This window comes from Marinobacter shunpengi (assembly GCF_045449695.1).
In the GTDB taxonomy this organism is placed as follows: Bacteria; Pseudomonadota; Gammaproteobacteria; order Pseudomonadales; family Oleiphilaceae; genus Marinobacter.
Genome location: NZ_JBJJKZ010000012.1, coordinates 279602 through 306231, shown reverse-complemented (window position 1 = coordinate 306231; position 26630 = coordinate 279602). Strand labels below are relative to the sequence as shown.

Sequence of the window (26630 nt, the reverse complement as noted above, 5' to 3'; positions counted from 1 at the left end):
GCCCTGAGTCTCAAAGGTCAGAGGCTCTCTGTTATGCCCTGGTTTGCCGAGATGGAACCTCGCGCCGTATTCCGGGGCTCCCTAACTCATTTTAAGTCAGGAAGGAACCTGTTCTATGAACAAGAAACTGTTTGCTGTCAGCGTACTGGTTGCCGGAATGGGCATGAGCTCCATGGCCATGGCCAGCCCCGTCTGTGAAGCGCAAAAGGCCGCCACGCCGGACCTGGTGGGTGCGCGGGATAGTGATACCGCCATTGAGGAGGTTTACTCCGCCATTGACGAGAACGCCAGCAGCGAAGCTTCCGCCACTGTGCTGAAGGAATCTGTTGCCCAGATCTACGCCGACGAGAACATGGGCCTGGATGCCGCCTCCGAACTGATCCTTTCCAATTGTGAGTCAAAACTGGGCGCCTGATGCCGCCCCGGTGCCGGTTCAGGCAGTGCCGGCACCAAACGCCGACCGATGTCCGGCCTGTCCTATTATCCCACCTGTAACCTGTTAACCAGGCATGCCTTGTCCGGCTGGTGAATCGGTATAAAAAAAGCCGATACACGGTTGAGAGTGTATCGGCCAAGCTCGGCATTTAACGTCAGGTACCTCCAGTAAGCACCTGCGTCAGCGTTCCTTAAGCACGATCGTTGCCATGATTGAAAAGTTCCAAATAAACAGGAAGGTAAGTCTGTCTAATGTGCCTGTTCAATACCGTCAGGTACGTGACTGTAAAATAGGCTGACATAAATACGCGATGATCGTCACAATCACCGTCAGGATTCCATGTCCAGGGGGCGTCGCATCTACCTGAATGCGGCCAAAACTGGTATTCTCGCCTTCTTTATAAGGCTGATACTTTAGTCTGCTTGTTTTTTCGCCGGAAGTTGTTCCGGGAAAAGCTGGCTGGATGGATAGTATCCCGACATGCTGCGGCAGTCCGGGCCGGGCAGGGAAGCAGGGTTGGCAGGACTGCGACACTATAATCATAAAGTGATAACAGGAGATGGTGCGATGGACTTAGAACAGTTCTATCAGGACAAGTATCCACCCGGTATTCCCCGCGAGATTGACCTGAACAAATACCAGAGCATGGTGGATGTGTTTGAGCAGGCAGCGAAAAAGTACGCTGACCGGCCCGCATTCAGCGCCGTTGGCGTGACCCTGACCTATGGTGATCTTGATGTCCAGAGCCGGAACTTTGCCGCCTGGCTGCAGAACAAGACCAACCTGAAACCGGGTGATCGGATTGCCGTCCAGATGCCCAACGTGACCCAGTATCCTGTTGTTGTTTTCGGCGCCATGCGGGCCGGTCTGGTGGTTGTTAATACCAACCCTCTGTACACCACCCGCGAAATGGAGCACCAGTTCAACGATTCCGGTGCCAAGGCCCTGGTTGTGCTGGCGAATATGGCATCCAACGCGGAAAAGGTGTTGCCGCAGACCGGCATCGAGCATGTCATCGTGACCGAACTGGCGGACATGCACTCCCCCCTGAAACGCACCCTGATGAACGCGGCAGTGAAGTACCTGAAGAAGATGGTACCTCCCTTCAACCTGCCCCAGGCCCATAAGCTGCCGGCGGTGCTGGCTGCGGGTGCCAAGGAAAAGCTGGACCAGGCCAAACCCACCCAGGATGACCTGGCGGTCCTGCAGTACACCGGTGGCACCACCGGTGTTGCCAAGGGTGCCATGCTGACCCATGGCAACCTGGTGGCCAACCTGCTGCAGACCCGGGCGATGCTCGAGGACAAGATCGACGAGGGCCAGGAGGTGATTATCGCGCCGCTGCCCCTGTACCACATCTACTCGTTTACCCTGAACTGCGGCATCATGCTGGAGGCCGGTGGCCATAACGTGCTGATCCCCAACCCGCGGGATATTCCGGGCTTCATCAATGAGCTCAAGAAATTCAAGTTCACCTCCTTCCTGGGTCTGAACACCCTGTTCAACGGCCTGATGGCCCACGAGGACTTCAAGGACCTGGACTTCAGCCACATGAAGATGACCTCTTCCGGTGGTATGGCCCTGACCAGTGCCACGGCGAAGAAGTGGCATGACGTGACCGGCGTGGAAATCGGCGAAGGTTACGGCATGACGGAGACCTCCCCGGTGGTGACCCTGAACCCGCCCAGTGCCATCCAGCTTGGAACCATCGGCCTGCCCATCTGTAATACCCTGTGCAAGATCATTGACGAAGACGGTAACGACCAGCCCCTGGGCGAGCCAGGTGAGCTCTGCGTCAAGGGTCCGCAGGTAATGCGCGGCTACTGGCAGCGGCCGGAGGAAACCCAGAAGTCCTTCACCGAGGACGGTTTCCTGCGTACCGGCGATATTGCGGTGATCCAGGAGGATGGCTACATCCGCATTGTTGATCGCAAGAAGGACATGATCATCGTGTCCGGCTTCAACGTCTACCCGAACGAAGTGGAGGACGTGGTAAGCGGCCATCCGAAGGTGCTGGAGTGCGCCGCGGTGGGTATTCCGGACGAGAAGACCGGCGAAGCGGTCAAGATGTTCCTGGTGCCGTCTGATCCGAGCCTCAAGGAGGATGAACTCAAGGAGTTCTGCCGTGAACGCCTGACCGCCTACAAGGTACCCAAGAGTTTCGAGTTCCGCGACGAACTGCCCAAGACCAACGTGGGCAAGATCCTGCGTCGCGAACTGCGTGACGAGGAGATGAAGAAGCACCAGTAACCTGGCCTGCTGATCATCCCGAAAAGCCCTGCTCCGGCAGGGCTTTTTCGTTTATAAAACGGCTTCCGTTACAATAGCGGCCTCATTCACCAACTGAGCGATCCATGAGCCAGACCCCGCCCGGTAATCACGCCCCTGATACTCAGACCCTGCAGGGCGCCGACCAGATCCGGCGTCAGCTTGGGGACTGCAACCAGCGGGAAACCGCCCGCATCCTGCGGCTGCTGGCGCGCACCCGTAACCAGCCTGACGAACCGGAGTTGCGGCGGATGAATCGCTGGCTGGAAGAGGGGCTGGCAAAGGTGGAAGCACGCCGCCAGTCACACCGGCCCGCCAGCTACCCGGAAGGGCTGCCGGTGTCCGACCGGGTGGAGGACATTACCCGGGCGCTGGAGCAGCATCAGGTGATCATAGTGGCCGGGGAGACCGGCTCCGGCAAGACCACCCAGTTGCCCAAGATCTGCCTCAATGCCGGGCGGGGCACCCGGGGGCTGGTGGGCCACACCCAGCCCCGGCGAATCGCCGCCCGTACCGTGGCCAGTCGTATCGCCGAGGAGCTGGGGCCACAGCAGGGTGACCAGGTGGGCTACCAGGTGCGTTTTACCGACACCACTTCGAACACCACCCGGCTCAAGGTGATGACCGACGGTATCCTGCTGGCGGAGGTCCAGCATGACCGCTTCCTGGACGCCTACGACACCATCATTATCGATGAGGCCCATGAGCGCAGCCTCAATATCGACTTCCTGCTGGGCTATCTGAAGCAGCTACTGCCGAAACGGCCAGACCTGAAGGTGATCATCACCTCCGCCACCATTGAGGTGGAGCGTTTCAGCGAATACTTCCACCAGGCGCCGGTGATCGAGGTATCGGGCCGTACCTATCCCGTGGAAGTCCGTTACCGGCCCCTGGCCGGCGATGCCGACGAACGGGACCAGGGTTGGGGCGACGCCGTGGTGTCGGCCGTGGAGGAAATCGAGGACCACGAGCGCAGTGAGAGCAAGCCACCGGGGGATATCCTGGTGTTCCTGCCGGGGGAGGGGGAAATCCGGGCCCTCAGCAAGCAGTTGCGCCATGCGGACCTGCGTCATACTGAGGTGCTTCCGCTGTACTCCCGGCTCAGTGCCCGGGAGCAGAACCGGGTGTTTCAGTCCCATCCGGGGCGACGCATTGTGCTGGCCACCAACGTGGCGGAAACCTCGCTTACGGTGCCGGGTATCCGCTACGTTATTGATACCGGCGTGGCCCGTATCAGTCGTTATTCAGTGCGCTCCAAGATCCAGCGGCTGCCGGTGGAGGCCATTTCCCAGGCCAGCGCCAACCAGCGGGCAGGGCGCTGTGGCCGGGTGGCGCCGGGCATCTGCTTTCGCCTGTTCGACGAACAGGATTTCGTCAGCCGCGACGAGTTCACCGACCCGGAGATCCTGCGCACCAACCTGGCGTCCGTTATCCTGCAGATGGTTACCCTGGGTCTGGGGGATATCAAACAGTTCCCGTTCCTGGAGCCCCCCGACAACCGCCAGGTGAACGATGGCTACAAGCTGCTGGAGGAATTGGGGGCGGTGTCCGGCAAGCGTCGGATTACACGCCTGGGTCGTACCATGGCGCGGCTGCCCCTGGACCCGAGGCTGGCCCGCATGCTGGTGGCCGCCGATGAGCTGGGCAGCCTGGCGGAACTGCTGGTGGTCATCGCCGGCCTGAGTGTGCAGGACCCCCGGGAGCGCCCCCAGGACAAGCAGCAGGCGGCGGACCAGGCCCACAGCCAGTGGAACGACAAGGAGTCGGACTTTGTCACCCTGCTGAACCTCTGGAATCACTTTGAGGAGCAGCGGCAGGAGCTGTCCGGCAACCAGTTGAGCCGGTACTGCAAGAAACAGTTCCTGTCCTGGATGCGCATGCGCGAGTGGCGGGATACCCACCGGCAACTGACCCTGCTGTGCCGGGAGCAGAAATTTACCGTCAATCGCAACACCGCCAGTTATGAGGCCGTCCACAAGGCTATCCTGTCGGGCCTGCTTGGGCAGGTGGCCACCAAACTGGAAAAGAAGGAATACTTGGCTACCCGCAACCGTAAGGTGTTCATCTTCCCCGGCTCCAAGGTGGCAAAGTCTTCCCCCAAATGGATCATGGCGGCGGAGATCGTGGAAACCAGCCGCGTGTTTGCCCGCATGGTGGCCAAGATTGAGCCGGAGTGGGTGGAGCCGCTGGGTGAGCATGTCGTCAAGCGGCATTACTCCGAGCCCCACTGGGAACAGAAGCGGGCCCAGGTGATGGCCTTCGAGCGGGTCAGCCTGTACGGGCTGGACGTGGTCAGCCAGCGCCGGGTGCCCTATGCCTCGATCAACGCGGCGGAATCCCGGGAGCTGTTTATCCGCCGGGCGCTGGTGGAAGGGGACTACCGCACCAAGGCGCCGTTTATCGCCCGCAACCGGGAACTGCTGGATACCGTCGAGAACCTGGAGAACAAGACCCGCCGTCGGGACCTGCTGGTGGATGACGAACAACTGGTGGCGTTCTACGACCAGCGGCTGCCGGCGGATATCGTCAGTGGCCGGCATTTCGAGAGCTGGTGGAAGTCCCTGTCCGCGGAAGATCTCAAGGGCATGGAGCTGACCGAGAAGGACATCTTGCAGCGGGACCTGGACTACGATGAACTGGAGCAGTATCCGGACGAGCTGGAGTGGGAGGGAGCGAAGTACCCCCTGAGCTATAACTTCGAGCCCACCGGTGAGGACGATGGTGTCACCATTCAGGTGCCGTTAATGGCCCTCAAACAGTTGCCGGGGCATCGGCTGGAATGGCTGGTGCCGGGGCTGGTCCGGGAGAAGTGCATTGCCCTGGTGAAGGGGCTGCCCAAGTCGGTCCGCCGCAATTTTGTGCCGGTGCCGGATTTTGTCGATGCCGCCCTTGAGAAGATGACCCCGTCCAACGAGCCGCTGACCGATGCCCTCGCGGACCAGCTCCGTCGCATGACCGGTGTGCGCATCGCGCCGGAGGACTGGCCCCGTGAGGCATTGCCCCGGCATCTGCGGATGAATCTCAAGGTCCTGGGAGAGGGTGGCAAGGTCCTGGCCCGGGGGCGGGACCCCGACGAGTTGCAGACGAAGCTGGAAAAACAGGCCGAGCAGGCCCTCAGCCAGGTGGAAGAGGAGGAAGGTAAGGGCCCGGGCCGTCAGGCGTCCGACTGGCAGTTTGGTACCTTGCCAGCCTCGGTCCATACCGATCGCGGAGGCATGCAGGTCACCGTGTACCCGGCCCTGGAGGACCTGGGCGGCGAGGTACGGGAGACCCGTTTCCTGGACCCGCTGACGGCAGCGGACGCCCATCGCCGGGCGGTGGCCCGTCTGGTCCTCAACCGCCTGGGCAATACGCTGGAGAAGATCGACAGCCGGCTGCGCCATTTCCGGGATTCAGCGCTGATGTTCGCCCCGGTGGGTCAGGCCCGGACATTGCTGGACGACTTCCTGCTGGCGGCTGCCGCCAACCATTTCCTGGGCGGGCCAGACCGGTCGGCGGAAAGCCTCCCCCGCAGTGCCGGTGACCTGGACGCCGTCTACGAGTCGGGCAGGGGAGATTTCCTGCCGGCGCTGGAGGAAGCCGATGCGCAGCTCCATCAGGTGATGCGGGGCCACCACCGGGTCATGAAACAACTCAAGGGCAAGATCAGCCTGGCCATGGCCAACAGCATGGCGGACCTGAAGTTCCAGATGGAACACCTGGTGTACCCCGGCTTCCTGACGGCCACCCCCCCGGACTGGCTGGCCTGTTTTCCCCGCTACTTCGAGGCGGCGGACATCCGGCTGGAGAAAATGCCCCGGGAAATGGGGCGGGAACGGGAGTTCCTGCATGCCATCGAGCCGCTGTGGAGCCGGTACCAGAACAAGGCCGAACAGCACCGGCGACAGGGGATCCTGGATCCGGAACTCACCCTCTACCGATGGATGCTGGAAGAGTTCCGGGTGTCGTTCTTCGCCCAGCAACTCGGTACCGCCATGCCGGTGTCGGTCAAGCGGCTCGACAGGCAGTGGGCCCTGGTGCACTGAACGGCTTCGTGGAGCAACCGTAAAATCCTCTACATCCAGGCTCGTTGGACTATCTTTGTGATAGTATTCACGGTCAGACCATGAGCCTGCAGGATGCGCTCCGCCAACACGCATCCGGCTCGACCAGATAGTAGTCCACAATAATGTCCAGAAAAGTCGGGGTCCTTTGTGAGCATCACCGCCATCATTACCGGTACCGGGTTGTATACACCACCCGCCTCCATCAGCAACGAAGAACTGGTAGCCTCGTTCAACCAGTACGTTGAGTTACATAACGAGCGCCATGCGGCGGAGATCGCCAATGGCGATGTCGAGGCGCTCCAGCCTTCCTCGGTTGAGTTCATCGAGAAGGCATCCGGCATCAAGAGTCGCCACGTGATGGACAAGGACGGCATCCTCGACCCCGAACGGATGTGCCCGCGACTCCCGGACCGCAGTAACGATGAATACTCGATCCAGTGCGACATGTCTGTGATTGCCGCCCGACAGGCCCTGGAGCAGGCCGGCCGTGACGCCAGCGAGGTGGACGCGGTGATCGTCGCCTGCTCCAACCTGCAGCGGGCCTACCCGGCGGTGGCCATCGAGGTCCAGGATGCCCTGGGCATTGACGGGTTTGCCTACGACATGAACGTGGCCTGCAGCTCGGCCACCTTCGGTATCCAGGCAGCGGCCAATGCCGTGGAAAACGGCACCGCCAACGCGGTGCTGGTAGTGAGCCCGGAGATCTGTTCCGGGCACCTGAACTTCCGTGACCGGGACAGCCACTTTATCTTCGGCGACGCCTGCACCGCGGTGCTGGTGGAGCGGGATGACCGGGTAGCGGACGGCCAGGGCTTCGAGATTCTGGGAACCCGCCTGAAGACAAAGTTCTCCAACAACATCCGCAATAACTTCGGCTTCCTCAACCGGGGTGACGAATCCGGTGTCGGCAAGCCCGACAAGCTGTTCGTGCAGCAGGGCCGCAAGGTCTTCAAGGAGGTTTCCCCGATGGTGGCGGAACTGATCGTCAGTCACCTGGAGAGCCTCTCCCTGGGAGCGGACGACCTGCGCCGGATGTGGCTCCACCAGGCCAACCTCAATATGAACCAGTTGATTTCCAAACGCGTACTCGGCCGCGAGGCCACCGTCGAGGAAGCGCCCGTTATCCTGGACGAGTACGCCAATACCAGCTCTGCCGGTTCGATTATTGCCTATCACCTGCACAAGGACGACTTCGGTGCCGGTGACCTGGGTGTGATCTGTTCCTTCGGTGCCGGGTATTCCATTGGCAGCGTCGTGATACGCAAACGCTGACCGGAGTGCCAGGGACAGGGCAGGGCCACGACCTGACGAATAGCCAACCAGGAACCTCCATTACCATGTTTCGCGATCTCTCCCGAGCGCTGACAATACTCATGTTCGGTGCACTGGCGCTTGCCGGCTGCGCTTCCTCCCCCGATGACCGTGAGCCGGAGTCGCCCCCGGAAGCGGTGTCTTCCGGCAATCCAGCCGATCCCTGGGAATCCTGGAACCGCAGGGTCTATGCCTTCAACGAAGGGGTCGACGACTGGGTGTTGCGACCGGTGGCCGAAGGCTACCAGTGGGTCATGCCGGACATTGCCGATCGGGCGGTGACCAACTTCTTCAACAACCTGGGAGAAGTGCACAATTTCATCAACAGCGTGCTCCAGCTCAAGGGCGAGCATGCCGTGGTGGCGGCAGGCCGGTTCACCTATAACTCGGTGTTCGGTATTGGCGGTCTGTTCGATGTGGCCACCGCCTTCGACCTGCCGGAGCGGCCCGAGGATTTCGGGCAGACCCTGGGGTACTGGGGCGTGGGCCCCGGGCCTTACCTGGTACTGCCGTTCATGGGGCCATCCACGCCTCGGGACTTCACCGGTACCGTGACCGACAGTTTCGTGTTCCCGTCGGCCTGGGACTATGTGGAGAGTCCGGAGCAGTGGTACCTGCTCGGCCTGTTCGTGGTGGATACGCGGGCAGATCTGCTGGCTGCCGAAGGGTTCATGTCCGGAGACAGCTACACCTTTATACGCAACGCCTACCTACAACGTCGGGAATACCTGATCAATGATGGCAAGATGACTTCAGATCCCTTCACCGGGAGTGATGAAGACGACCTGATGCTGGATGACTTCTAGGCGTCAGGAGTCCGGCGGAAAGTTCTATGTCGCAATCTAGAATATGTGTCGCAAACGGTGAAGCGGTTGGCCCGTGATGGTGACAGTTGTCGACTGCGGGCGGTATCATGGCTGCCATTACAACGCGGACCTTCTATTGAAAGGGACAGGTCCGGATAACCCGGCCGCAAGCTGACTGGAATACCATGTACTACGATTTCTTCGGGTTTCGGGAGCCGCCGTTCTCCATTGCGCCGGACCCCCGATACCTGTATCTCAGTGAACGTCACAAGGAAGCCCTGGCCCACCTGATGTATGGTGTTCAGGGGCAGGGTGGCTTCATTGTGATCACCGGCGAGGTGGGCACCGGCAAGACCACGATCAGCCGCTGCTTCATTGAGAACGTGCCGGAGCACGTGGACATCGCGTTGATCCTCAATCCGCGTCTGTCGGCGAGGGAACTGCTGGCCTCCATCTGTGATGAACTGGGTATTGCCTACCCGGACAACGCCACCATCAAGAAGCTCATCGATCGCATCAACCAGCACCTGCTGGAGGCCCACGCCCGTGGGCGTCACCAGGTGCTGCTAATCGATGAGGCCCAGAACCTGTCCGCCGAAGTTCTGGAACAACTGCGCCTGCTGACCAACCTGGAAACCGCAGAAAAGAAACTGCTCCAGATTGTTCTGCTGGGGCAGCCGGAGCTGAAGGATATCCTGGACCGCCCGGAGTTGCGTCAGCTCAACCAGCGGGTAACCGCCCGTTACCACCTGGATGCCCTGGAGCGGGACGAACTGCCAGCCTACATCCACTATCGTCTTGGGGTAGCCGGGGTCAAGGTGGAACTCTTTACGCCGTCGGCAATTCGCACCCTGTTCCGGAAAAGCAACGGTGTGCCCCGGCTGATCAACCTGATCAGTGACCGGGCCCTGCTGGGGGCCTATAGCGAAGGCGTCCAGCAGATCGAACCCCACCACGTGAAGGCTGCGGCGAGGGAGGTGGGCGGCGTGCCCGGGCGTACCGCCCCGGGCGGGGTGTCTCCCATGCTGCGCATGGTGACGGCGGTCACCGCGTTGATGGCGATTGCGGTTGTTGGCTGGGCCTTCATCGAGAGCCGGCAGGATGCCCCGGTGGCCGCCATGGAGAATGCCGACGCCTCTGGAGCTTCAGCCGATCACAGCACGCCCGGTAACGAGACCGCTGGCGAAAACGGTGCCGCCGGTTCCGATACTGCCGGGCCGGACCTCACCGACGATGAGCTACTGACCGGTGCCGTTGAGCGAAGTGACGAGCCCGGGCCGGTCGTGATCGAAGAGCCGGAACTGACAGCTTTCGATATCCGGAAGCATGGCCTGACCACGGCCCAGGCCTACGACGGCCTGTTCCAGTTGTGGGGCTATGACTGGGACCGCTCCAGCTATCCCTTCGCCTGTGATTACGCCGATGCTGCCGGCCTCCGCTGTCTGCACCGACAGGGCAGCCGTCGCAGCATGGAGGATATCAATCGTCCGGCGGTATTGACCCTCAAGGGCACCGAAGGCACGGACACCCATGTCACCCTGGTACGCCTCGAGGGAGACGTGGCAACCCTGAAAACGGCAGAAGGCACCCTGGAAGTGTCCTTCCGGGAAGTGCAGGACCACTGGTACGGGGAGTTCTCCGTGCTCTGGCAGGTTCCCCCCTATATGGCGTGGAACGGTGACCCCTCCGAGCTGCCCCGGCAGAACCGGGAGGGCGTCTGGCTAAGCGCACGCATGATGCAACTGGTGGGGCTGCATGCGGACAACAGCGATGAAATCGATCGTGTAAGCCGCATGATCCGGGATGAACAGATACGCTGGTACCAGCGGGTCAAGGGGTTGCAGCAGGATGGGGTCGTTGGCGCCATGACCCTGATCCAGATGAGCAACGATCTCGATGCCGGTGTGCCGCGGCTGGTACCCACCAGTAGTACCGTGATTGCCCCCGCCGGTCCGGGGCAGCCGGTCCAGCCACGGTCCGGATGATGCCGTCATGAGCTATATCCTGGAAGCACTGAAAAAATCCGAGTCCGAGCGTAACCAGGGTCGGGTGCCGAACCTGGGCCAGCAGATACGTATGGTCCACCGTAAGCGCAAGCGGGGAATTCCCGCCCTGGCCTGGCTCGCCATTGCTCTGACCCTGAATGCCGTAATACTGGCGGCCCTGTTCTGGCCAGGTGCCGGCCTGTGGTGGGACCACTCACAGACCGCCGGGGCACTGGCCCGGTCAACGGAGCAGGTGGCTGGTGCGACCGCGGCCGGCAGTGAGGAGGCACCAGCCGCCGCCAGCGGCGAGGTGGCCAGGGCCAAGGAGCCGGTACCGGAACCGGCGGAAATCACCGCCGCCACCGGCGAGCTGGAAAGCCAGGGGGCCGTGATACTGGATACCGTGAAGGAAGCCCCCACGGTGATCGTCCCCACCGTACGCCAGCCCGGCACGGCCGGCGGCAGTGAGTACACCCCGGAGCCCTGGGAGGGCCGTGTACCCCACCTGGTGGAGCTGCCCATGGCGTTCCAACGCCAGGTGCCGGACCTGGTCTTCAACAGTCATGTCTATTCATCCCGGCCATCGGCACGGAGTGTGATGATCAATAACCGTTATCTGCGTATGGGCGACTCCTTCGGACCACTCCGGGTGGAGCGTATTACCGAAGAAGGGGTGGAACTGAGTATGGACGGCCAGCGCTTCCGGGTTGGTGTCGTCCGTGACTGGAGCAGCCCCCGCTGATGCCCCTGAGCGACGCCGTCAAGGCCGAAATCCAGCAAGCCTATCGTGATGTTCTCGCGGGCAAGGGCATTCGCGCCCGCTATGGCCAGCGTCTGATGATTGCCGAGATCGCCCGTTACATGGGCGATATCACCGAGAACGATGGCCAGCGTACGTCCTCGCCCGCGGCCTGTGTGGTGGAGGCCGGCACCGGCACCGGCAAGACCCTGGGTTACCTGATTGCCGCCATCCCCGTGGCCCGGGCCCTGGGCAAGACCCTGGTGATCTCCACTGCCACGGTGGCGTTGCAGGACCAGATCATCTCCAAGGATCTGCCGGACCTGAAACAGCACAGCAAGCTGTCGTTCGAGTGGACCCTGGCCAAGGGTCGTGGTCGTTACCTGTGCATGTCGCGCCTGGAAACCAGGCTCCACGACGAGGGCAATGGCGACAGCGACACCATGCCCCTGTTCCTGCTGGACGAGGGCAGGGAACAGGAGCCGGGGTCCCGGGAGTTCTTCGAGGAGATGCTCGGCCGGTATGGCTCCCGGGAGTGGGACGGCGACCGGGACCACTGGCCCACCACCATTCCCGACGAGGTCTGGCGGCAGGTCACCACCGACCATCGCCAGTGCACCAACCGGCATTGTGCCTACTTCGATAACTGCGCCTTCTTCGACGCCCGCAAGGGACTGGAAACCGCCGATGTGGTGGTGGCCAACCACGACCTGGTACTGGCGGACCTGGCGCTGGGCGGCGGTGCCATCCTGCCGGAGCCCGAGAATGCCCTGTACGTCTTCGACGAGGCCCACCACCTGCCGGACAAGGCCCTGAATCACTTTGCCGCCTCGGTACCCCTGAACAGTACCCGCCAGTGGCTAAAGCAGCTTTCCCAGGCGCTGGCGAAGATCCAGCCGTGGCTGCCTCCCGTGACCGTGGCAGGGCGCACCGTGGAGAAAATCTCCGGGGCGTCAAGGGAGCTGGACGACTGGCTTACCCGGGTCCACGATCACCTGTTGGAGAGCATCCAGTGGGAGTTCTCGGAGGAGCGTCGCACCGCCCAGTGGCGGTTCCCTGAAGGCCAGCTGCCGGAAGACATGCTGGCGCTGGCTACCGAGACCCGGGCCGCGACTGCCACCCTGGTACGCCACCTGGGCACCGTGGCTGATGAATTGCAGAAGGGGTTCGATGAGCGTAAGGACCATGAGCTGGATCGGGACACGGCCGAAGCCTGGTACCCGGTGATCGGCAGCTTCCACGCCCGGGCAGAGGATCAGTCGCGGCTGTGGGCGGCCTGGTGCGATGTGCCGGCGCCGTCGTCGGAAGACGCTGAAAAGGCCCCTGTCCGGACCCCACCGCCGGCCCGGTGGGCCATCCGCCAGCGCTGGGAGCATGCGGAGGAGGTCACCCTGTACAGCAGCCCGGTACTGGCGGACAACCTGCTGTTCTCCCGCCTGTGGTCCCGGGCCCACGGCGCCGTGCTGACCAGCGCCACGCTGACCGCCCTGGGACGCTTTGACCGGCTCCGCTCCCGGGCCGGGTTGCCGGCGGACAGCCGTTACCTGGTGGTGCCCAGCTCCTTCCGCTATGCCGACATGGCCACGGTAGAGGTGCCGCCCATGGAAGCCCTGCCTACGGACACGGAAGGCTTTACCAACGCCCTGGTACGCTGCCTGCCGGAACGGTGGGCCACGGAAAAGGCCACACTGGTGCTGTTCACCTCCCGCCGCCAGATGAACGCGGTACGTGACCGCCTGGCCCCGGATCACCCGGGTCTGATCACCACCCAGGACGACATGGCCAAGGGTGAGGTGCTGCGACACCACCGGGAGCGGGTGGATGCCGGCAAGCCATCGGTGTTGTTTGGGGTGGCCAGCTTTGCCGAGGGCATCGACCTGCCGGGACGCTACCTGGACCATGTAGTCATCACCCGACTGCCGTTCTCGGTACCGGATGATCCCATCGAGGCGAGCCTGGCGGAGTGGGTTACCAGCCGCGGTGGCAATCCGTTCATGGAGATCACGGTGCCGGATGCCTCGATCAAGCTGGTGCAGGCGGTGGGCCGTCTGTTGCGCACGGAAGAGGACACCGGCCGCGTGTCCATCCTGGATCGCCGGATCGTCAGCCGTCGCTACGGTCAGTTGCTACTGGATGCCCTGCCGCCATTCCGCCGGATTATCCAGTAGGCCGGCGAGTTCCCCAAGCGGCATGCCATGGACGATGTCGGGGAACGTCTCACACTGTTATACCCCGATTTTATGAAAACCGACTTGTATACCCCGGTTTTGGTCTACACTGATTATCGAACACTCTCTATTCGATAAAAGAATGAAAACAACCATCTTTATGCGTATTCTGGTGATGGCTCAGGCACGAGCCTGCCAGTGGCAGGGTGCAATATCCTGCGTCCGCTATGGGGAGAGAAAGCAACAATGAAATTACAACAACTGCGCTATATCTGGGAGGTTGCCCACCACGACCTGAATGTCTCCGCAACGGCCCAGAGCCTGTTTACCTCCCAGCCCGGTATTTCCAAGCAGATCCGGTTGCTGGAGGACGAACTGGGAATCGAGGTGTTCGCGCGCAGCGGCAAGCACCTGACCCGGATTACCCCGGGCGGGGAAACCATTATCCGGGAGGCGGGGGAGATCCTGCGCCGGGTGGAGGGCATCAAGAAGATTGCCCAGGAGTTCAGCAACCAGCGCAAGGGTGACCTCAGTATCGCCACCACCCACACCCAGGCACGCTACGCACTACCGCCGGTGATCCAGGGTTTTATCGAGACCTATCCGGACGTGTCCCTGCACATGCATCAGGGCACCCCCATGCAGATCTCGGAAATGGCCGCCAATGGTGCCGTGGACTTTGCCATCGCCACCGAGGCCATGGAGCTGTTCAACGACCTGATCATGATGCCCTGCTACCGCTGGAACCGCTGCGTGATCGTGCCCCGCAACCATCCCCTGGCGCAGCTCCCGGAGCTGACCCTGCCGGAACTGGCCAAGCACCCGATTGTCACCTACGTGTTCGGGTTCACCGGGCGTTCCAAGCTGGATGAAGCGTTCCAGGCGGAGGGGCTGGAACCCAAGGTGGTGTTCACCGCCGCCGATGCCGATGTCATCAAGACCTATGTCCGGCTGGGGCTGGGTGTGGGGATCATTGCCTCCATGGCCTACGACCCGGAGGCGGACTCCGACCTGGTGGCCCTGGATGCCAGCAAGCTGTTCCGACCCAGTGTGACCCGCATCGGTTTCCGCAAGGGTACCTTCCTGCGAGGCTATATGTACGACTTCATTGAGAGGTTTGCGCCGCACCTGACCCGCGACACCGTCAACGAGGTAGTGTCGCACCAGGGCAGCCGGCAGGAAATCGAAGACCTGTTCCGGGACGTGGAACTGCCCCTCTATTGAGGCGCGTCATCCCGGGATGCCGGGAGAGTGGCGGGCAGTTACCCGCTACGTCCCCGCAACACCCCGGGTGTTTGTTCAGACGGTCAGGCGTCGCTGGCAATCAGGTTGCCGGCGTGCAGCCCGCACTCCTTCTGGGTGGCTTCCTCCCACCACCAGCGGCCTTCCCGCTCATGCTGGCCGGGCAGTACCGGACGGGTACAGGGTTCGCAGCCGATGCTGACAAACCCCCGTTCATGGAGCTTGTTGTAGGGCGCTTCAGAGATACGGATGTAGTCCCACACCTCTTTTGACGTCCAGTTGGCCAGTGGATTGAACTTCACCAGTTCGCCACTGCGGCCCTCGAAGGCGTCGTCCAGTTGCACCACGGGCACTTCATTCCGGGTGCCGGGGCTCTGATCCTTACGCTGGCCGGTGATCCAGGCATCCAGGGTCTTCAGCTTGCGGCGTAGTGGCTCTACCTTGCGAATCCCGCAGCATTCACCGTGGCCATCCTCATAGAAGCTGAACATGCCTTTTTCCGTGACCAGGGCCTGGACCGCTTCGGCATCCGGGAACTGGAATTCGATGTCGATGCCGTAGTGCTTGCGCACACGCTCGAAGAACTCGTAGGTTTCCGGGTGCAGGCGACCGGTATCCAGGGAAAATACCCGCAGCCGGTCTGTCAGTTTGTGGGCCATCTCGATCAGGGCCACGTCTTCCGCGCCGCTGAAGGAAATGGCGATCTCGTCGTAGCGGGCCAGTGCCGCCTTGAGGATCGCCCTCGGGCTCTGGCCGTCCAACTCTCTCTGAAGCTGCTCAATGTCAGTCATCGAATTATCGTTATCCTGTGAAATGGTGACGCCAATTTATCACCAGATCGAAGGTTCATGAAGTAATCTGCAATCATAAGGTTATAGCAGGCCCATGTTCCGGCCAATATCCGTGTCCCCTGACAACGATGCAATTGGTGTCGGATTTTTCTATCATAGCGGGCCCATCGATCAACAAGCGGGCCATGCCCGGCCGGTAACAGGAGAATAGTGTGGAACTTGCGTGCCTTGACCTTGAGGGAGTGCTGATCCCGGAAATCTGGATCGCGTTTGCGGAGAAAACCGGGATTGAAGAGCTCAAGGCCACCACCCGGGACATCCCCGACTACGACGTGCTGATGAAGCAGCGGCTGCGACTGCTGGACGAGCATGGCTACGGCCTGCCGGCCATCCAGGAGGTGATCGGTGAGCTGGACCCGCTGCCCGGGGCCCCGGAGTTCCTGGACTGGCTGCGTGAGCGCTTCCAGGTGGTGATCCTGTCCGATACCTTCTACGAGTTCGCCATGCCGCTGATGAAGAAGCTCGGTTATCCCACGCTGCTGTGCCACAAGCTGGAGGTGAACGACGAGGGTCGCATCACCAACTACCTGCTGCGCCAGCGTGATCCTAAGCGTCAGTCGGTGCGGGCCTTCCAGTTGCTGAACTACCGGGTAATTGCCGCCGGTGACTCCTATAACGACACCACCATGCTGACCCAGGCCGAGGGCGGCATTCTGTTCCATGCACCCCGGAACGTGATTGAGGAATTTCCCCAGTTCCCGGCGGTGCAGGACTTCGAGGCCCTGAAGAAGACCTTCCTGGAGCTCAGCAACCGGTTCTGAGCCCACCCGGTGCCCGCGGCAATGCCGCGGGCTCCTTACTCCTTCCCCAACGCCTCCAGAGTGGAGAGCAAGCGCTGGATCTTGGTCAGGGATTCCTGGTATTCATCCTCCGGATCGGAGTCCGCCACGATACCGCAACCCGCCCAGCCGCGGATGCGGCCGTCCGCCAGGGTCTGCAGGCTGCGGATGGCGATGTTGCTTTCCAGCCGATTGTCCGCCCCCCACCAGAACAGGCTGCCGCAGTAGGGCTCCCGGGGGTGGGACTCCAGCTCATCGATGATCTCCATGGCACGGCGTTTGGGGGCTCCGGTAATGGAGCCGCCGGGAAAGGCGCCCAGCATGGCCTCGAAGGGCGTGGTGTCCGCTTCCAGGGTGCCGGTGACCGTACTCACCAGCTGGTGCACATTGCGGTAGCTTTCCACCTCGAAGAGCTGGGGAACCCGCACTGAGAAAGGTTTGCAGAAGTGGGACAGGTCGTTGCGGATCAGGTCCACAATCATCAGGTTCTCGGCCCGGTCCTTGGGGTTGGTGGCCAGTGCCCGGGCCAGGGCGCGGTCCTGCTCCGGGTCGCTCCCCCGGGGGCGGGTGCCCTTGATGGGCTTGCTGGTCACGCGGTCGCCATGGATTTCCAGGAACAGCTCCGGTGACACGCTCAGCAACTGCCAGTCGCCGGCGTTGAGGTAGCCGCCGTGGGGTACGGGGATAGCCTCGGTAAGGGCGTTCCAGGCCAGCCAGGGATCACCGTCGAAGCGTCCCTCGAACATCTGGGACAGATTGGCCTGGTAACAGTCCCCGGCCAGGATGTAGTCCAGTATGCGACGTACACCGGCCTGGTAGTCCGCCGCCGATGCCAGCGACCGGAACGGGGCAGTGAGCCGGAAGTCATGCCGGGCCGGCGTTTCCAGGCTGTTGGTGGTATACCTCAGGATGCGGGCTGCCAGGTCCGACGGACAGGATTCATGGAACAGGAGCCGGGCATCCCCCGACGCGGGGATCACCAGTTCCCAGGGGTAGGCGCCGGCCCAGCCGACACTGTCCAGGGCGTCACCCCGGCTGCGGAAACCGGGAACTGTCTGTCTTCCGGCTTCGTAGAACAGGCTGCCGGCGATGCCGCCACAGGTGTCTCCGCTGACCAGTCGCCGGTGTTCCCCGAGGATGTCGGAGACGGTAGCGGCGAACCGCTGCGGGTCGTCCGGAAAGCGCCATTCCCGGACCGGCAGGGCGCTGATCCGCCGGCAATTGCCCCGGTCCGTGTCCAGGCAGATAAAACCCTCAAGCCCGGAGAGGGCATCAACGATACCGTCGAGTCGGGAACGGGAGACTGTGTAGCGGGTCAACATCCGGAAACCTGATCGGGTCGTGGGGCTGAATAGGCCGCACATGATACCCTATTATTCATCGGGGGACCTCCGGATAAGCCCGGATCACCGGTTCCTCAAGAAGGGTCCAGAAGTAAGGAAGTAGCGTTGCCAGCCATCAGACTCAAGGCCAACCGCCGCTGGCGGGCGTGGGTGAACCGCCGGATTCCGCGGCAGGATCAGCGCCACCTGGACCGGCGTTCCATCTTCATCCTGCCCACCGGTGCTGGTGTGGTGTTCGGCGTGTTGCTGGTGGTCATGCTGCTCACCGGCATCAATTACCAGAACAGCCTGATCTACCTGCTCACCTTTCTGCTGGGGGCCCTGTTCGTGGCGGCCATGCACCAGACCCACAACAACCTCAGTGGCCTGGATATCGCCATGGTGAAAGCCGGCGAGGGCTTTGCCGGTGAGCCGATTGCCTTCCAGGTCCGCTTGCAGGCGGCCCACGACGCGACCGCTATCGATCTGCTCAACGACGACGGCCCGGGCGCAAGCCTGTCGGTTCCCGGTGGTACGCTGGTGGACGGGGCCATTGAGGTGCCCAGTCGCGAGCGGGGTTACCTGCTGCCCGACCGGGTGCGGGTGGAAACCCGCTTTCCCTTTGGTTTATTGGTGGCCTGGTCCTGGCTGCGACCGGCTACGCCAGCCATTGTCTACCCCCGTCCGATCACGCCGCCCCAGGCGCCGGAAGGCACCACCGACGGAGAGAACATGGAGGCGGATCAGCGCAGCCACGGGCAGGACCAGGTGGAACTACGGCCCTGGCGGGAAGGGGACCTCAGTGCCCGGGTGGACTGGAAGCGTTACTCCCGGAATGGCGAAATGGTGGTGGCGGACTGGCAGGGGGAACTGGGCAGTCCCCAGTGGCTGGACTTCGAGGGATTTCCCGGTGCCGATCACGAACTGCGCCTGAGCTACCTGACGGCCCTGGTCCAGGAGCGTTCCCAGGCCGGAGAGGTCTGGGGCCTGCGTCTGCCCGGGCTGACCATTGAGCCGGACCAGGGCGACCAGCACCGCAAGCAGTGCCTCCGGGCTCTGGCCACCTGGCGACAGACACCGCCGCAGGGGGAGGGCGATCGATGAGTACCCGCGCCCCCATACTGCCCAGCGGCGCACTGCTCTGGTTGCTGTGCGGATTCCTGGTACTGCTGTTGCCCCAGTGGGACCGCCTGCCCCTGTGGCTGTTGGCAGCGTGCCTGTTGCTGGCCGGCTGGCGCTGGGCGGTCCAGCAGGGCCGAGTACGACTGCCCGGGCGATGGCTGCGGCTGGGGGTAATGGGCACTCTGGTTGCCGCCTATGTGGCCACGGTCAGCGGTCATTTCAGTGTCGATACCGCAGCGTCGTTCTTTGTCCTCGCCGTCGGCTTGAAATGGCTAGAGACCCGGACCCGGCGGGATTTCTTCGTGCTGTTCTTCATCCTGACCTACCTGGCCGCGGTGAACTTCCTGTTTCAGCAGGGGATTGGCTGGACGCTGGTCACCCTGGCCGGGATTGTCCTGCTGCTGGTGGCCCTGCAGATGCTCCATACCCCCGGTGCCTCTCACAGCCCGGCCAGGGGATTACGGCGGCTGGGGGGCATGATGCTCAAGACCCTGCCGGTGGTACTTGCACTGTTTATCTTTTTTCCCCGTATGGCGCCCCTGTGGAGTGTGCCACTGGTGTCCGGTGAAGCCCGCACCGGGCTGTCGGACTCCATGACTCCGGGGGACATCTCCAGCCTGGCCCAGAACAGCGACCGGGCCTTCCGGGTCACCTTCGGGGGCGCCATACCCGCCCACCGGGACCGGTACTGGCGGACCCTGATCCTGGACCGGTTCGACGGCAATACCTGGAGCCAGTGGCAGGACGAACCACCATCGCGGCTGGGGCGTGTCGACCTGGATGCCGGCATCGGCGACCTGGCCGACAACCAGTACGACGTGTTGATGGAAGCCTCCGGCGAGCGCTGGGTCTACGCCCTGGACAACTCCCGGGCGGTGTCTGGCAATGTCAGCCCGGTGCCGGGCAATCTGTTCCGGCTGGACCGACCGGCAGATACCTCGGTGCGCTATCGAATGGCCCTGGAGCCTGCCGCCGAGGATCCGCGTCCGCTGAATCCTTCGGAACGACGCCGATACCTGCAATTGCCGGAACAGGGCAATGAACGCAGCCGCCGGCTGGCCCGGGAACTGTCCGCCGCCACCGACTCCGACATGGAGCTGGCGCAGTCGATCCTGACGCGCTTCCGGCAACAGGAATATTTCTACACCCTGCGACCGCCCACCATGCCCGACAACCCGGTGGACGCCCTGTTATTTGATACCAAGCGGGGATTCTGCGCCCACTACGCCAGTGCCACCACTTTCCTGCTGCGGTCCGCCGGCATCCCGTCCCGTATCGTGGCGGGTTACCAGGGCGGTTCCACCGGCGCCGATGATGCCTACCTGATCGTACGCCAGTACGATGCCCATGCCTGGGTGGAGGCCTGGGTGGCGGGCCGTGGCTGGGTCAGGCTGGACCCCACCGCCGCCATCGCACCGGAGCGTATCGAGTCCGGCTTGCGGGACGCCGTGGCGGAGGAAGGCTCGTTCCTGGAGGACAACTGGACCTCGCCCCAGCGGTATGGGGATGTGGCGGTGGTGGAATGGCTGAGCTTGCAGATGGATCGGGTCAACTATCAATGGCAGCGTTGGGTAGTGGGTTACCAGGGGCAGTCCCAGATGGACCTGATGAGTCGCCTGCCGGGCAACATCGGCCTCAAGGAACTGGGTTACATCACCGCGTCCCTGGTGGGACTGGCCCTGCTGGTGGCGGCGGTGATCACCGCCCTGCGTCACACTGGTGGTCGCCAGGCGGATCCGGTCGCCCTGCTGGTGGATCGCTGGGTGCGGGCCCTCCGGCAGCAGGGTGTCACCGTACCGGCAGGAGTGACTCCCGAGCAGCTGGCCCATATCACAGCCGGCCAGGCGCCGTCCGCCGGCCGCCTGGCCCTGGCCTTTGCCCGCGACCTGAACAACCATTACTATGGCCCCAGTCCCCGTCGGTCGAGGACCGACAACCGGCAGGAGGCTCTCGGCCCGAGGGTCATGCGGCGCCGGCTGTCGGCCATCCGGCGGGCCCTCAGGGAACGCCCCAAACCATCGCCAAGCAGGAACCGCCCGTGACCCGAATGCCCTGGCTGACGCCAGCACTGGAACCCTTTGCGCAGGCCCTGGACCAGGGGCGGCTGCCCCATGCAACCCTGATCCACGGGGAACGGGGCGTGGGCAAGCGGCAACTGGCGGAGTCGATTGCCGCCTTGCTGGTGTGTGACCAGCGAACCGGAGGCAGCCGCGAGGCCTGTGGCCAGTGCCGCCAGTGTCTGCTGGTGGCGGGGGAGTCCCACCCCGATATCCGGGTCTACCAGCCGGAGAAATCCCGCATGATCCGTATCGACCAGGTGAGGGCGTTGTCCCAGTTTGCCGTGGCCTCGCCCCAGGTGGCCGGCCTCAAGGTGGCCGTGGTGGACCGGGCGGACCAGCTCAACATCAACGCCGCCAACGCGCTGCTCAAGACCCTGGAGGAACCGGCATCGGATGTGGTGCTGCTGTTGCTGCAGGAAACCGGTCGACCGGTGTTGCCCACCATCCGGTCCCGCTGTCGCATCATGCCGGTGGCGACGCCACCGGCCGCAGAGGCCGCCAGTTGGCTTTTTGCCCGGCTGGGTGAGCGGGACGATGCCCCGGAGACGGACCAACAGGCCCTGGCCCTGCATCTGGCCGGCGGGGCGCCCAGACTGGCACTGGAGTTGCTGGACACCGGTTTCCTGGAACAGCGTGAGGCGGCACTGGAGGCGTTCCGGCAGTTCATGAAGGGCGCGGTATCGGTGGCGACCGCCGCCAGGGCCTTCCGGGGTCTGGGCCACGAGGCCACCCTCAACCTGATGGAAGGCTGGGCCAATGACCTGGCCCGTGCCATGGCCGGTGGCGAGCCCCGGGACCCCGGTATCGCGGAAGTGGTACGATACCTGGCGTCGGGCAATCCGCCATGGCGGGCCCAGGAACTTGTGGACGCCATCCGCGAATCCCGACGCGCCCTGGTGAATAATGTGAACCCCGAGCTGGAGACCGACCGCCTGCTGATCCAGTGGCGAAGCCTGATGCCCCGGCGTAAGCGGGCAGGGTAGGTCTGCTAGACTAACGATACATTCAGCCTGCGGAACTGTTGCCGCGGCGACACAAATACAAAAGCTGGAGGAAAGCCATGGGTCCTGGTTTTGGCGCACGCAGTGGTATCCTGACCCTGACCATCAAGGACAAGGCGGTGCTGTATGCCGCCTACATGCCCTACATCCGCCAGGGTGGGCTGTTTATTCCCACCCAGAAGCAGTACCAGTTGGGGGATGAGGTCTTCCTGCTGCTCAACCTGATGGATGAACCCGAGAAGATCCCGGTGGCCGGCAAGGTGGTCTGGATCACGCCACGGGGGGCACAGGGCAACCGTGCCGCCGGCATTGGTGTGCAGTTCAACGGTGAGGACGAAACCGCGCGGACCAAGATCGAATCCTACCTGGCGGGCTCCCTGAGTTCCGACCGGCCCACCCATACCATGTAACGTCCGGGCGCGGCTGCCCGTTGTTCTGTTTTAAGGAAAGTCTGCTTTCATGAACCAGTCCCTGTCCCCGGACCTGCCCCCTGATTCCGAATCCGACTTCAGGGAGGTGCGCTGGCCCCTGAAACACCTGACCCTGGCGGGGCTGCACTGGCCGGCCAGCGACGCCGATCCGGGGGCCACTCCGGTACTGATGCTCCATGGCTGGCTGGATAACAGCCTGACCTTCTACCGGTTGGCGCCGACCCTGCGGTCCATGGGAGATATCTGGGCCCTGGACCATGCCGGCCACGGTTACTCCGACCATCGACCAGAGGGCCAGAGCTACCTCCTGGCGGACTACGTGGCCGATCTGGCGGAACTGATCGAGACGCACTTTGCCGATCACGACCAGGTGGACCTGGTGGGCCATTCCCTGGGCGGCATTGTTTCCATGCTGTATGCGGCGGCGTTTCCCGAGAAGGTTCGCCGGCTGGTGATGATCGACAGCCTGGGCCCCATCTCCAAGGCACCGGAGGAATCGGTCAGCCAGCTTCGCCGGGGCATCCGCAAGCGCCTGTCCGGCTCCGGCGCCAGTACCGGTTATCCGTCCCTGGACGATGCCGCCAAGTTGCGGACCCGGGGGCGCAATCCGCTGTCCGTGGAGGTGGCCAGGGTAATGCTCTCCCGCAACCTGGAGCAGGGGCCGGAGGGCTGGCACTGGCGCACCGATCCCCGGCTGCGTCACCCGTCCACCATGGTGTTCTCGGAGGAACAGGTGATGAGCTTCGTGCGCTCGGTGTCGGCTCCGGTCCTGCTGATCCGGGCGGAACAGGGTCTGCTGGCGTCCTTCGAGCGCTGGCAGCAACGCTTCGACGCCCTGGCCAATGTGCGCTGCCTGGATATCGACGGCGGACACCACTGCCACCTGGACGGCGATATCACGCCGGTGGAGCAGGGGATCCGGGCGTTCCTGGCAGAGGAGTAGTGGCCATGCCGATACCTGATTTCACCCAACTCCGGGCCTTGCTGGTGCTGACGGTGCTGTCGGTTCCGTTCGCCGCACAGGCCAGCGTGCTCCCTGACTTTCCGCTGTCCACCCTGGAGGAGGAGCGGTCAATCACCGCGGCCGGCCACCGGGTCATGCTCAGCGCCATTCGTGAGGTGGGGGATGAGGTCCGTGCCGAACGTTCGGTCCGGCTGGAGGTGGACGGTACCGGTCACCTCTACCTGCTGAATCCGGACGCCGACCGGCGGGATGCCCGGGCCTGGTACCTGGAGGCGTTGCAGGCACGCAACGCCACCATCCTGTTTCAGTGCGAGGGCCGCCAGTGCGGTCGGAGCAATGTATGGGCCAACCAGGTCTTTGACCAGGCCAGTCTCTATGGTCGTGATACCAACCAGGACTACCTGGTGGCGGGCTGGCAGGATGAGGCGGGCCAGCGCTGGCTGGTGCTCCTTTACACGGTTACCCGGGGCAACCAGCGGGACCACCTGTGGGTGGAACAACTCAGGCTGGCCGACGGGGCGGAAATCCCGGGGTTCCAGGGCATCGGCAGTCGTGTTGTCGGGCCGGTGATCGTGCCCTGGGAAGGGGATATGACCGTCCGTTTCGACTGGGACGTGGAGACCCGTCGCCGCATAGAGTCCATGGCCAAAACCGAAGGCAGCCGGGTGGCCATAGCCGCCTTTACCGGCCTGGAGGACGACGAAACGGTCGAGGACGCCATCGAACGGGCGGAACGGGTCGCAGGAACGATGTCCGACCTGTTGGACCGCTCGGGCATCTCCCGCTCCCGTCACCTGATACAGGGCATTGGCCCGCTGGTTGACGTGGCATCACCGGGGCGCCCCGAAAACCGCATCGAGATCCTGGTCATCGCACCACCGGCAGGAGGATCGACGGATGACTAGCCAGAAAAAATCAGCGTCCGGGCCATCTGGAGGGAGAACGCCCGCGATCGAAACTTCTGCAGCCGGACCGCAGCCGGCGGCAACTGAAGCCCGCGGGATTGATGCCCCGCCAGAGCAGCGCAAGCGGGTGGCGCTGGCCCTCGGGTCCGGGGGCGCCCGGGGGTATGCTCATATCGGCGCCATCGAGGTACTGGAGGAGCGAGGTTACGAGATCGTGGCCATTTCCGGCTGTTCCATGGGGGCTCTGATCGGCGGGGTGTATGCCGCCGGCAAGATGCAGGCCTACAAGGACTGGGTCACCGGGCTGGGTCAGTTCGACGTGCTCAAGTTGCTGGATGTGACCCTGAACTCGGTGGGTGCGATCCGGGGGGAGAAGGTTTTCTCCGTGGTCCGGGACATGCTGGGGGACACCCGCATCGAGACCCTGCCGATTGCCTACACCGCCGTGGCCACGGACCTGCTGGGGCACCGGGAGATCTGGTTCCAGGAAGGGCCGCTGGACCAGGCGATCCGTTCCTCTATCGCCATTCCCGGACTGATCACTCCGGTAATATTGAATGGCCGGGTGCTGGTGGACGGTGCGCTTCTCAACCCGCTGCCCATCATGCCTACCATTTCCGCCCACGCCGACATGGTGTTTGCGGTTAACCTCAGTGGCGAGAACGACCGGGACAGCCGTATTCCCGATGCCGCCTTCCATCCCCTGGACGACGACAGCGAGCTGGACGAATGGATCGGCAAGATCCGCGACAAGGCCTCGCGCTGGCTCGACTGGGAGGCTCTGAAATCCTTCGGGGGCCGCCGGGATATTGGGAGCCCGGTAAAAGGTGACTCCCCGGAGGAGAAACTCGAGGACGAAGTCCGGGAGCAGAGTGAAGAGAAGCCGTCGGCGGATCGCGACCCCTGGCAGGAGACGGGTACCATCAACTGGGACAAGCTGGGTATCGGCAAGTTCGACATTATGAACCTGACCATCGAGACCATGCAGAGCGCCCTGGTGCAGTACAAACTGGCCGGCTATCCGCCGGACCTGCTGGTGAACGTGCCCAAAAACTCCTGCCGTACCTACGATTATCACAAGGCACCGGAGCTGATTCAGATTGGCCGCGAACGCATGCACGCCGCCCTGGACCGGTTCGAGAAGAACCGCAACAGCTCAGGGCCGCTGGCGCTCTGACAGCGGGGCTGCCCGGCACGACGAATCCGCGTATAATCCGCCCACAACATTCATTGCCCGCCGCCATGGCGGAGCTGGCAGAAGGAACCGGCAGTGACCCGTCCCATCGACGAACTGATTACCGTACGGGATTACCTGCGCTACGCGGCGTCCCGTTTCAGCGAAGCCGGCCTCTACTTTGGCCACGGCACCGACAACGTCTGGGACGAGGCGGTGTTGCTGGTGATGCGTAGCCTGCACCTGCCGCTGGAGAACAACACCCTGTTCCTGGACGCGCGGCTGACCCGTGACGAACGCCAGGTCATCCTGGAGCGTATCGACCGGCGTGTCCATGATCGCAAGCCGGTGGCCTACCTGATTGGTGAGGCCTGGTTCATGGGGTTGCCGTTCAAGGTGGACGAGCGGGTACTGGTACCCCGGTCCCCCATGGCCGAATTGCTGGAGGCTGGCCTGCAACCCTGGCTGGCGGACCATCCCGTGGAGCAGGTGCTGGACCTGTGCACCGGCAGCGGTTGCATCGGGATTGCTGCCGCGAGCGTATTCACCGATGCCCGGGTGGACCTGTCCGACGTATCGGATGGTGCCCTTGAAGTGGCCCGCACCAACATCCAGCTCCACGGGCTTGAAGACCGGGTGAGGGCGGTACGGTCCGATGTGTTCGACGGAATCGAGGGCCGTTACGACGTTATCCTGAGCAACCCGCCCTACGTGGATGCCGAGGACATGGCGGACATGCCTGACGAATACCACCATGAGCCCAGGCTCGGCCTGGAAGCGGGCCAGGACGGCCTGGCTATTGCCCATCGCATACTGGACCAGGCCGCCGACCACCTGAACCCGGGCGGGCTGCTGATTGTGGAGGTGGGTAATAGCTGGGGCGCGCTGGACGATGCCTACCCGGAACTCCCGTTTACCTGGCTGGAGTTCGAGAACGGGGGCGATGGCGTATTCCTGCTGACCCGTGAAACCCTGGTGGAAGGCCTCGACAGAACCTGATTCGGATTTTAACTTTCAACC

Annotated in this window: 20 protein-coding genes; 18 read left to right on the top strand and 2 right to left on the bottom strand. The window is 63.1% G+C overall.

The window, feature by feature from the left end:
• The first annotated feature begins 115 nt into the window (after positions 1 to 115).
• From ACJO2E_RS07985 to cysB, 9 genes are all read left to right on the top strand, one after another.
• Entirely contained in the window at positions 116 to 415 is a 300-nt protein-coding gene (locus tag ACJO2E_RS07985; RefSeq protein ID WP_406963349.1) for a hypothetical protein, read from the top strand.
• 588 nt (positions 416 to 1003) lie between these two features.
• The gene (locus ACJO2E_RS07980) at positions 1004 to 2686 is read left to right on the top strand and encodes an AMP-binding protein (RefSeq protein ID WP_406963348.1); all 1683 of its coding nucleotides are present in this window, start codon (positions 1004 to 1006) and stop codon (positions 2684 to 2686) included.
• Between the two features lie 104 nt (positions 2687 to 2790).
• A complete protein-coding gene (gene hrpA, locus ACJO2E_RS07975; RefSeq protein ID WP_406963347.1) occupies positions 2791 to 6729 on the top strand; it encodes an ATP-dependent RNA helicase HrpA in 3939 nt (1312 codons plus the stop codon).
• A gap of 174 nt (positions 6730 to 6903) precedes the next feature.
• Positions 6904 to 8022 (top strand): beta-ketoacyl-ACP synthase III, encoded by a 1119-nt coding sequence (locus tag ACJO2E_RS07970; protein ID WP_406963594.1) that lies wholly within the window; start codon positions 6904 to 6906, stop codon positions 8020 to 8022.
• A 65-nt stretch (positions 8023 to 8087) separates the two neighbouring features.
• Complete coding sequence (locus tag ACJO2E_RS07965) at positions 8088 to 8867, top strand: MlaA family lipoprotein (protein WP_406963346.1); 780 nt, start codon at positions 8088 to 8090, stop codon at positions 8865 to 8867.
• A 185-nt stretch (positions 8868 to 9052) separates the two neighbouring features.
• The gene (locus ACJO2E_RS07960) at positions 9053 to 10852 is read left to right on the top strand and encodes an ExeA family protein (RefSeq protein WP_406963345.1); all 1800 of its coding nucleotides are present in this window, start codon (positions 9053 to 9055) and stop codon (positions 10850 to 10852) included.
• Between the two features lie 7 nt (positions 10853 to 10859).
• Complete coding sequence (locus tag ACJO2E_RS07955) at positions 10860 to 11594, top strand: general secretion pathway protein GspB (protein WP_406963344.1); 735 nt, start codon at positions 10860 to 10862, stop codon at positions 11592 to 11594.
• A complete protein-coding gene (gene dinG, locus ACJO2E_RS07950) occupies positions 11594 to 13759 on the top strand; it encodes an ATP-dependent DNA helicase DinG (RefSeq protein ID WP_406963343.1) in 2166 nt (721 codons plus the stop codon). Before ACJO2E_RS07955 ends, dinG begins: the two co-directional genes overlap by 1 nt.
• A 246-nt stretch (positions 13760 to 14005) precedes the next feature.
• Complete coding sequence (gene cysB / locus ACJO2E_RS07945) at positions 14006 to 14983, top strand: HTH-type transcriptional regulator CysB (RefSeq protein WP_406963342.1); 978 nt, start codon at positions 14006 to 14008, stop codon at positions 14981 to 14983.
• Between the two features lie 83 nt (positions 14984 to 15066).
• Here the strand turns inward: cysB and ACJO2E_RS07940 are convergent, their stop codons facing one another.
• Positions 15067 to 15816, bottom strand: a complete 750-nt coding sequence (locus tag ACJO2E_RS07940) for a phosphoadenylyl-sulfate reductase (RefSeq protein ID WP_406963593.1) — start codon at positions 15814 to 15816, stop codon at positions 15067 to 15069.
• Between the two features lie 188 nt (positions 15817 to 16004).
• On the opposite strand from ACJO2E_RS07940, the gene thrH reads away from it, so the two are divergent.
• Positions 16005 to 16613 carry a bifunctional phosphoserine phosphatase/homoserine phosphotransferase ThrH gene (thrH, locus tag ACJO2E_RS07935; RefSeq protein ID WP_406963341.1) on the top strand — a complete coding sequence of 203 codons (609 nt, stop codon included), beginning with the start codon at positions 16005 to 16007 and terminating at the stop codon, positions 16611 to 16613.
• Positions 16614 to 16648: 35 nt separating this feature from the next.
• On the opposite strand, the gene pabB is transcribed toward thrH, so the two are convergent.
• Positions 16649 to 17953, bottom strand: a complete 1305-nt coding sequence (gene pabB / locus ACJO2E_RS07930) for an aminodeoxychorismate synthase component I (RefSeq protein ID WP_406963340.1) — start codon at positions 17951 to 17953, stop codon at positions 16649 to 16651.
• A 126-nt stretch (positions 17954 to 18079) separates the two neighbouring features.
• Between pabB and ACJO2E_RS07925 the strand changes: the two genes are divergently transcribed.
• The 8 genes from ACJO2E_RS07925 (at position 18080) to prmB (ending at position 26609) form a co-directional block, all read left to right on the top strand.
• Positions 18080 to 19057 carry a DUF58 domain-containing protein gene (locus ACJO2E_RS07925; protein ID WP_406963339.1) on the top strand — a complete coding sequence of 326 codons (978 nt, stop codon included), beginning with the start codon at positions 18080 to 18082 and terminating at the stop codon, positions 19055 to 19057.
• Positions 19054 to 21117 (top strand): transglutaminase TgpA family protein, encoded by a 2064-nt coding sequence (locus ACJO2E_RS07920; protein WP_406963338.1) that lies wholly within the window; start codon positions 19054 to 19056, stop codon positions 21115 to 21117. Before ACJO2E_RS07925 ends, ACJO2E_RS07920 begins: the two co-directional genes overlap by 4 nt.
• A gap of 5 nt (positions 21118 to 21122) precedes the next feature.
• The gene (gene holB, locus ACJO2E_RS07915) at positions 21123 to 22118 is read left to right on the top strand and encodes a DNA polymerase III subunit delta' (protein ID WP_406963592.1); all 996 of its coding nucleotides are present in this window, start codon (positions 21123 to 21125) and stop codon (positions 22116 to 22118) included.
• A gap of 77 nt (positions 22119 to 22195) precedes the next feature.
• Positions 22196 to 22546, top strand: coding sequence for a PilZ domain-containing protein (locus ACJO2E_RS07910; protein WP_189577885.1), 351 nt, complete (start codon positions 22196 to 22198; stop codon positions 22544 to 22546).
• A gap of 49 nt (positions 22547 to 22595) precedes the next feature.
• On the top strand, positions 22596 to 23510 hold the full coding sequence (locus ACJO2E_RS07905; protein ID WP_406963337.1) for an alpha/beta fold hydrolase: 915 nt from the start codon (positions 22596 to 22598) through the stop codon (positions 23508 to 23510).
• Between the two features lie 5 nt (positions 23511 to 23515).
• Positions 23516 to 24436, top strand: a complete 921-nt coding sequence (locus tag ACJO2E_RS07900; protein WP_406963336.1) for a DUF4892 domain-containing protein — start codon at positions 23516 to 23518, stop codon at positions 24434 to 24436.
• The gene (locus tag ACJO2E_RS07895) at positions 24429 to 25613 is read left to right on the top strand and encodes a patatin-like phospholipase family protein (RefSeq protein ID WP_406963335.1); all 1185 of its coding nucleotides are present in this window, start codon (positions 24429 to 24431) and stop codon (positions 25611 to 25613) included. Before ACJO2E_RS07900 ends, ACJO2E_RS07895 begins: the two co-directional genes overlap by 8 nt.
• Positions 25614 to 25706: 93 nt before the next feature.
• Entirely contained in the window at positions 25707 to 26609 is a 903-nt protein-coding gene (gene prmB / locus ACJO2E_RS07890; protein ID WP_406963334.1) for a 50S ribosomal protein L3 N(5)-glutamine methyltransferase, read from the top strand.
• Positions 26610 to 26630 lie beyond the last annotated feature (21 nt).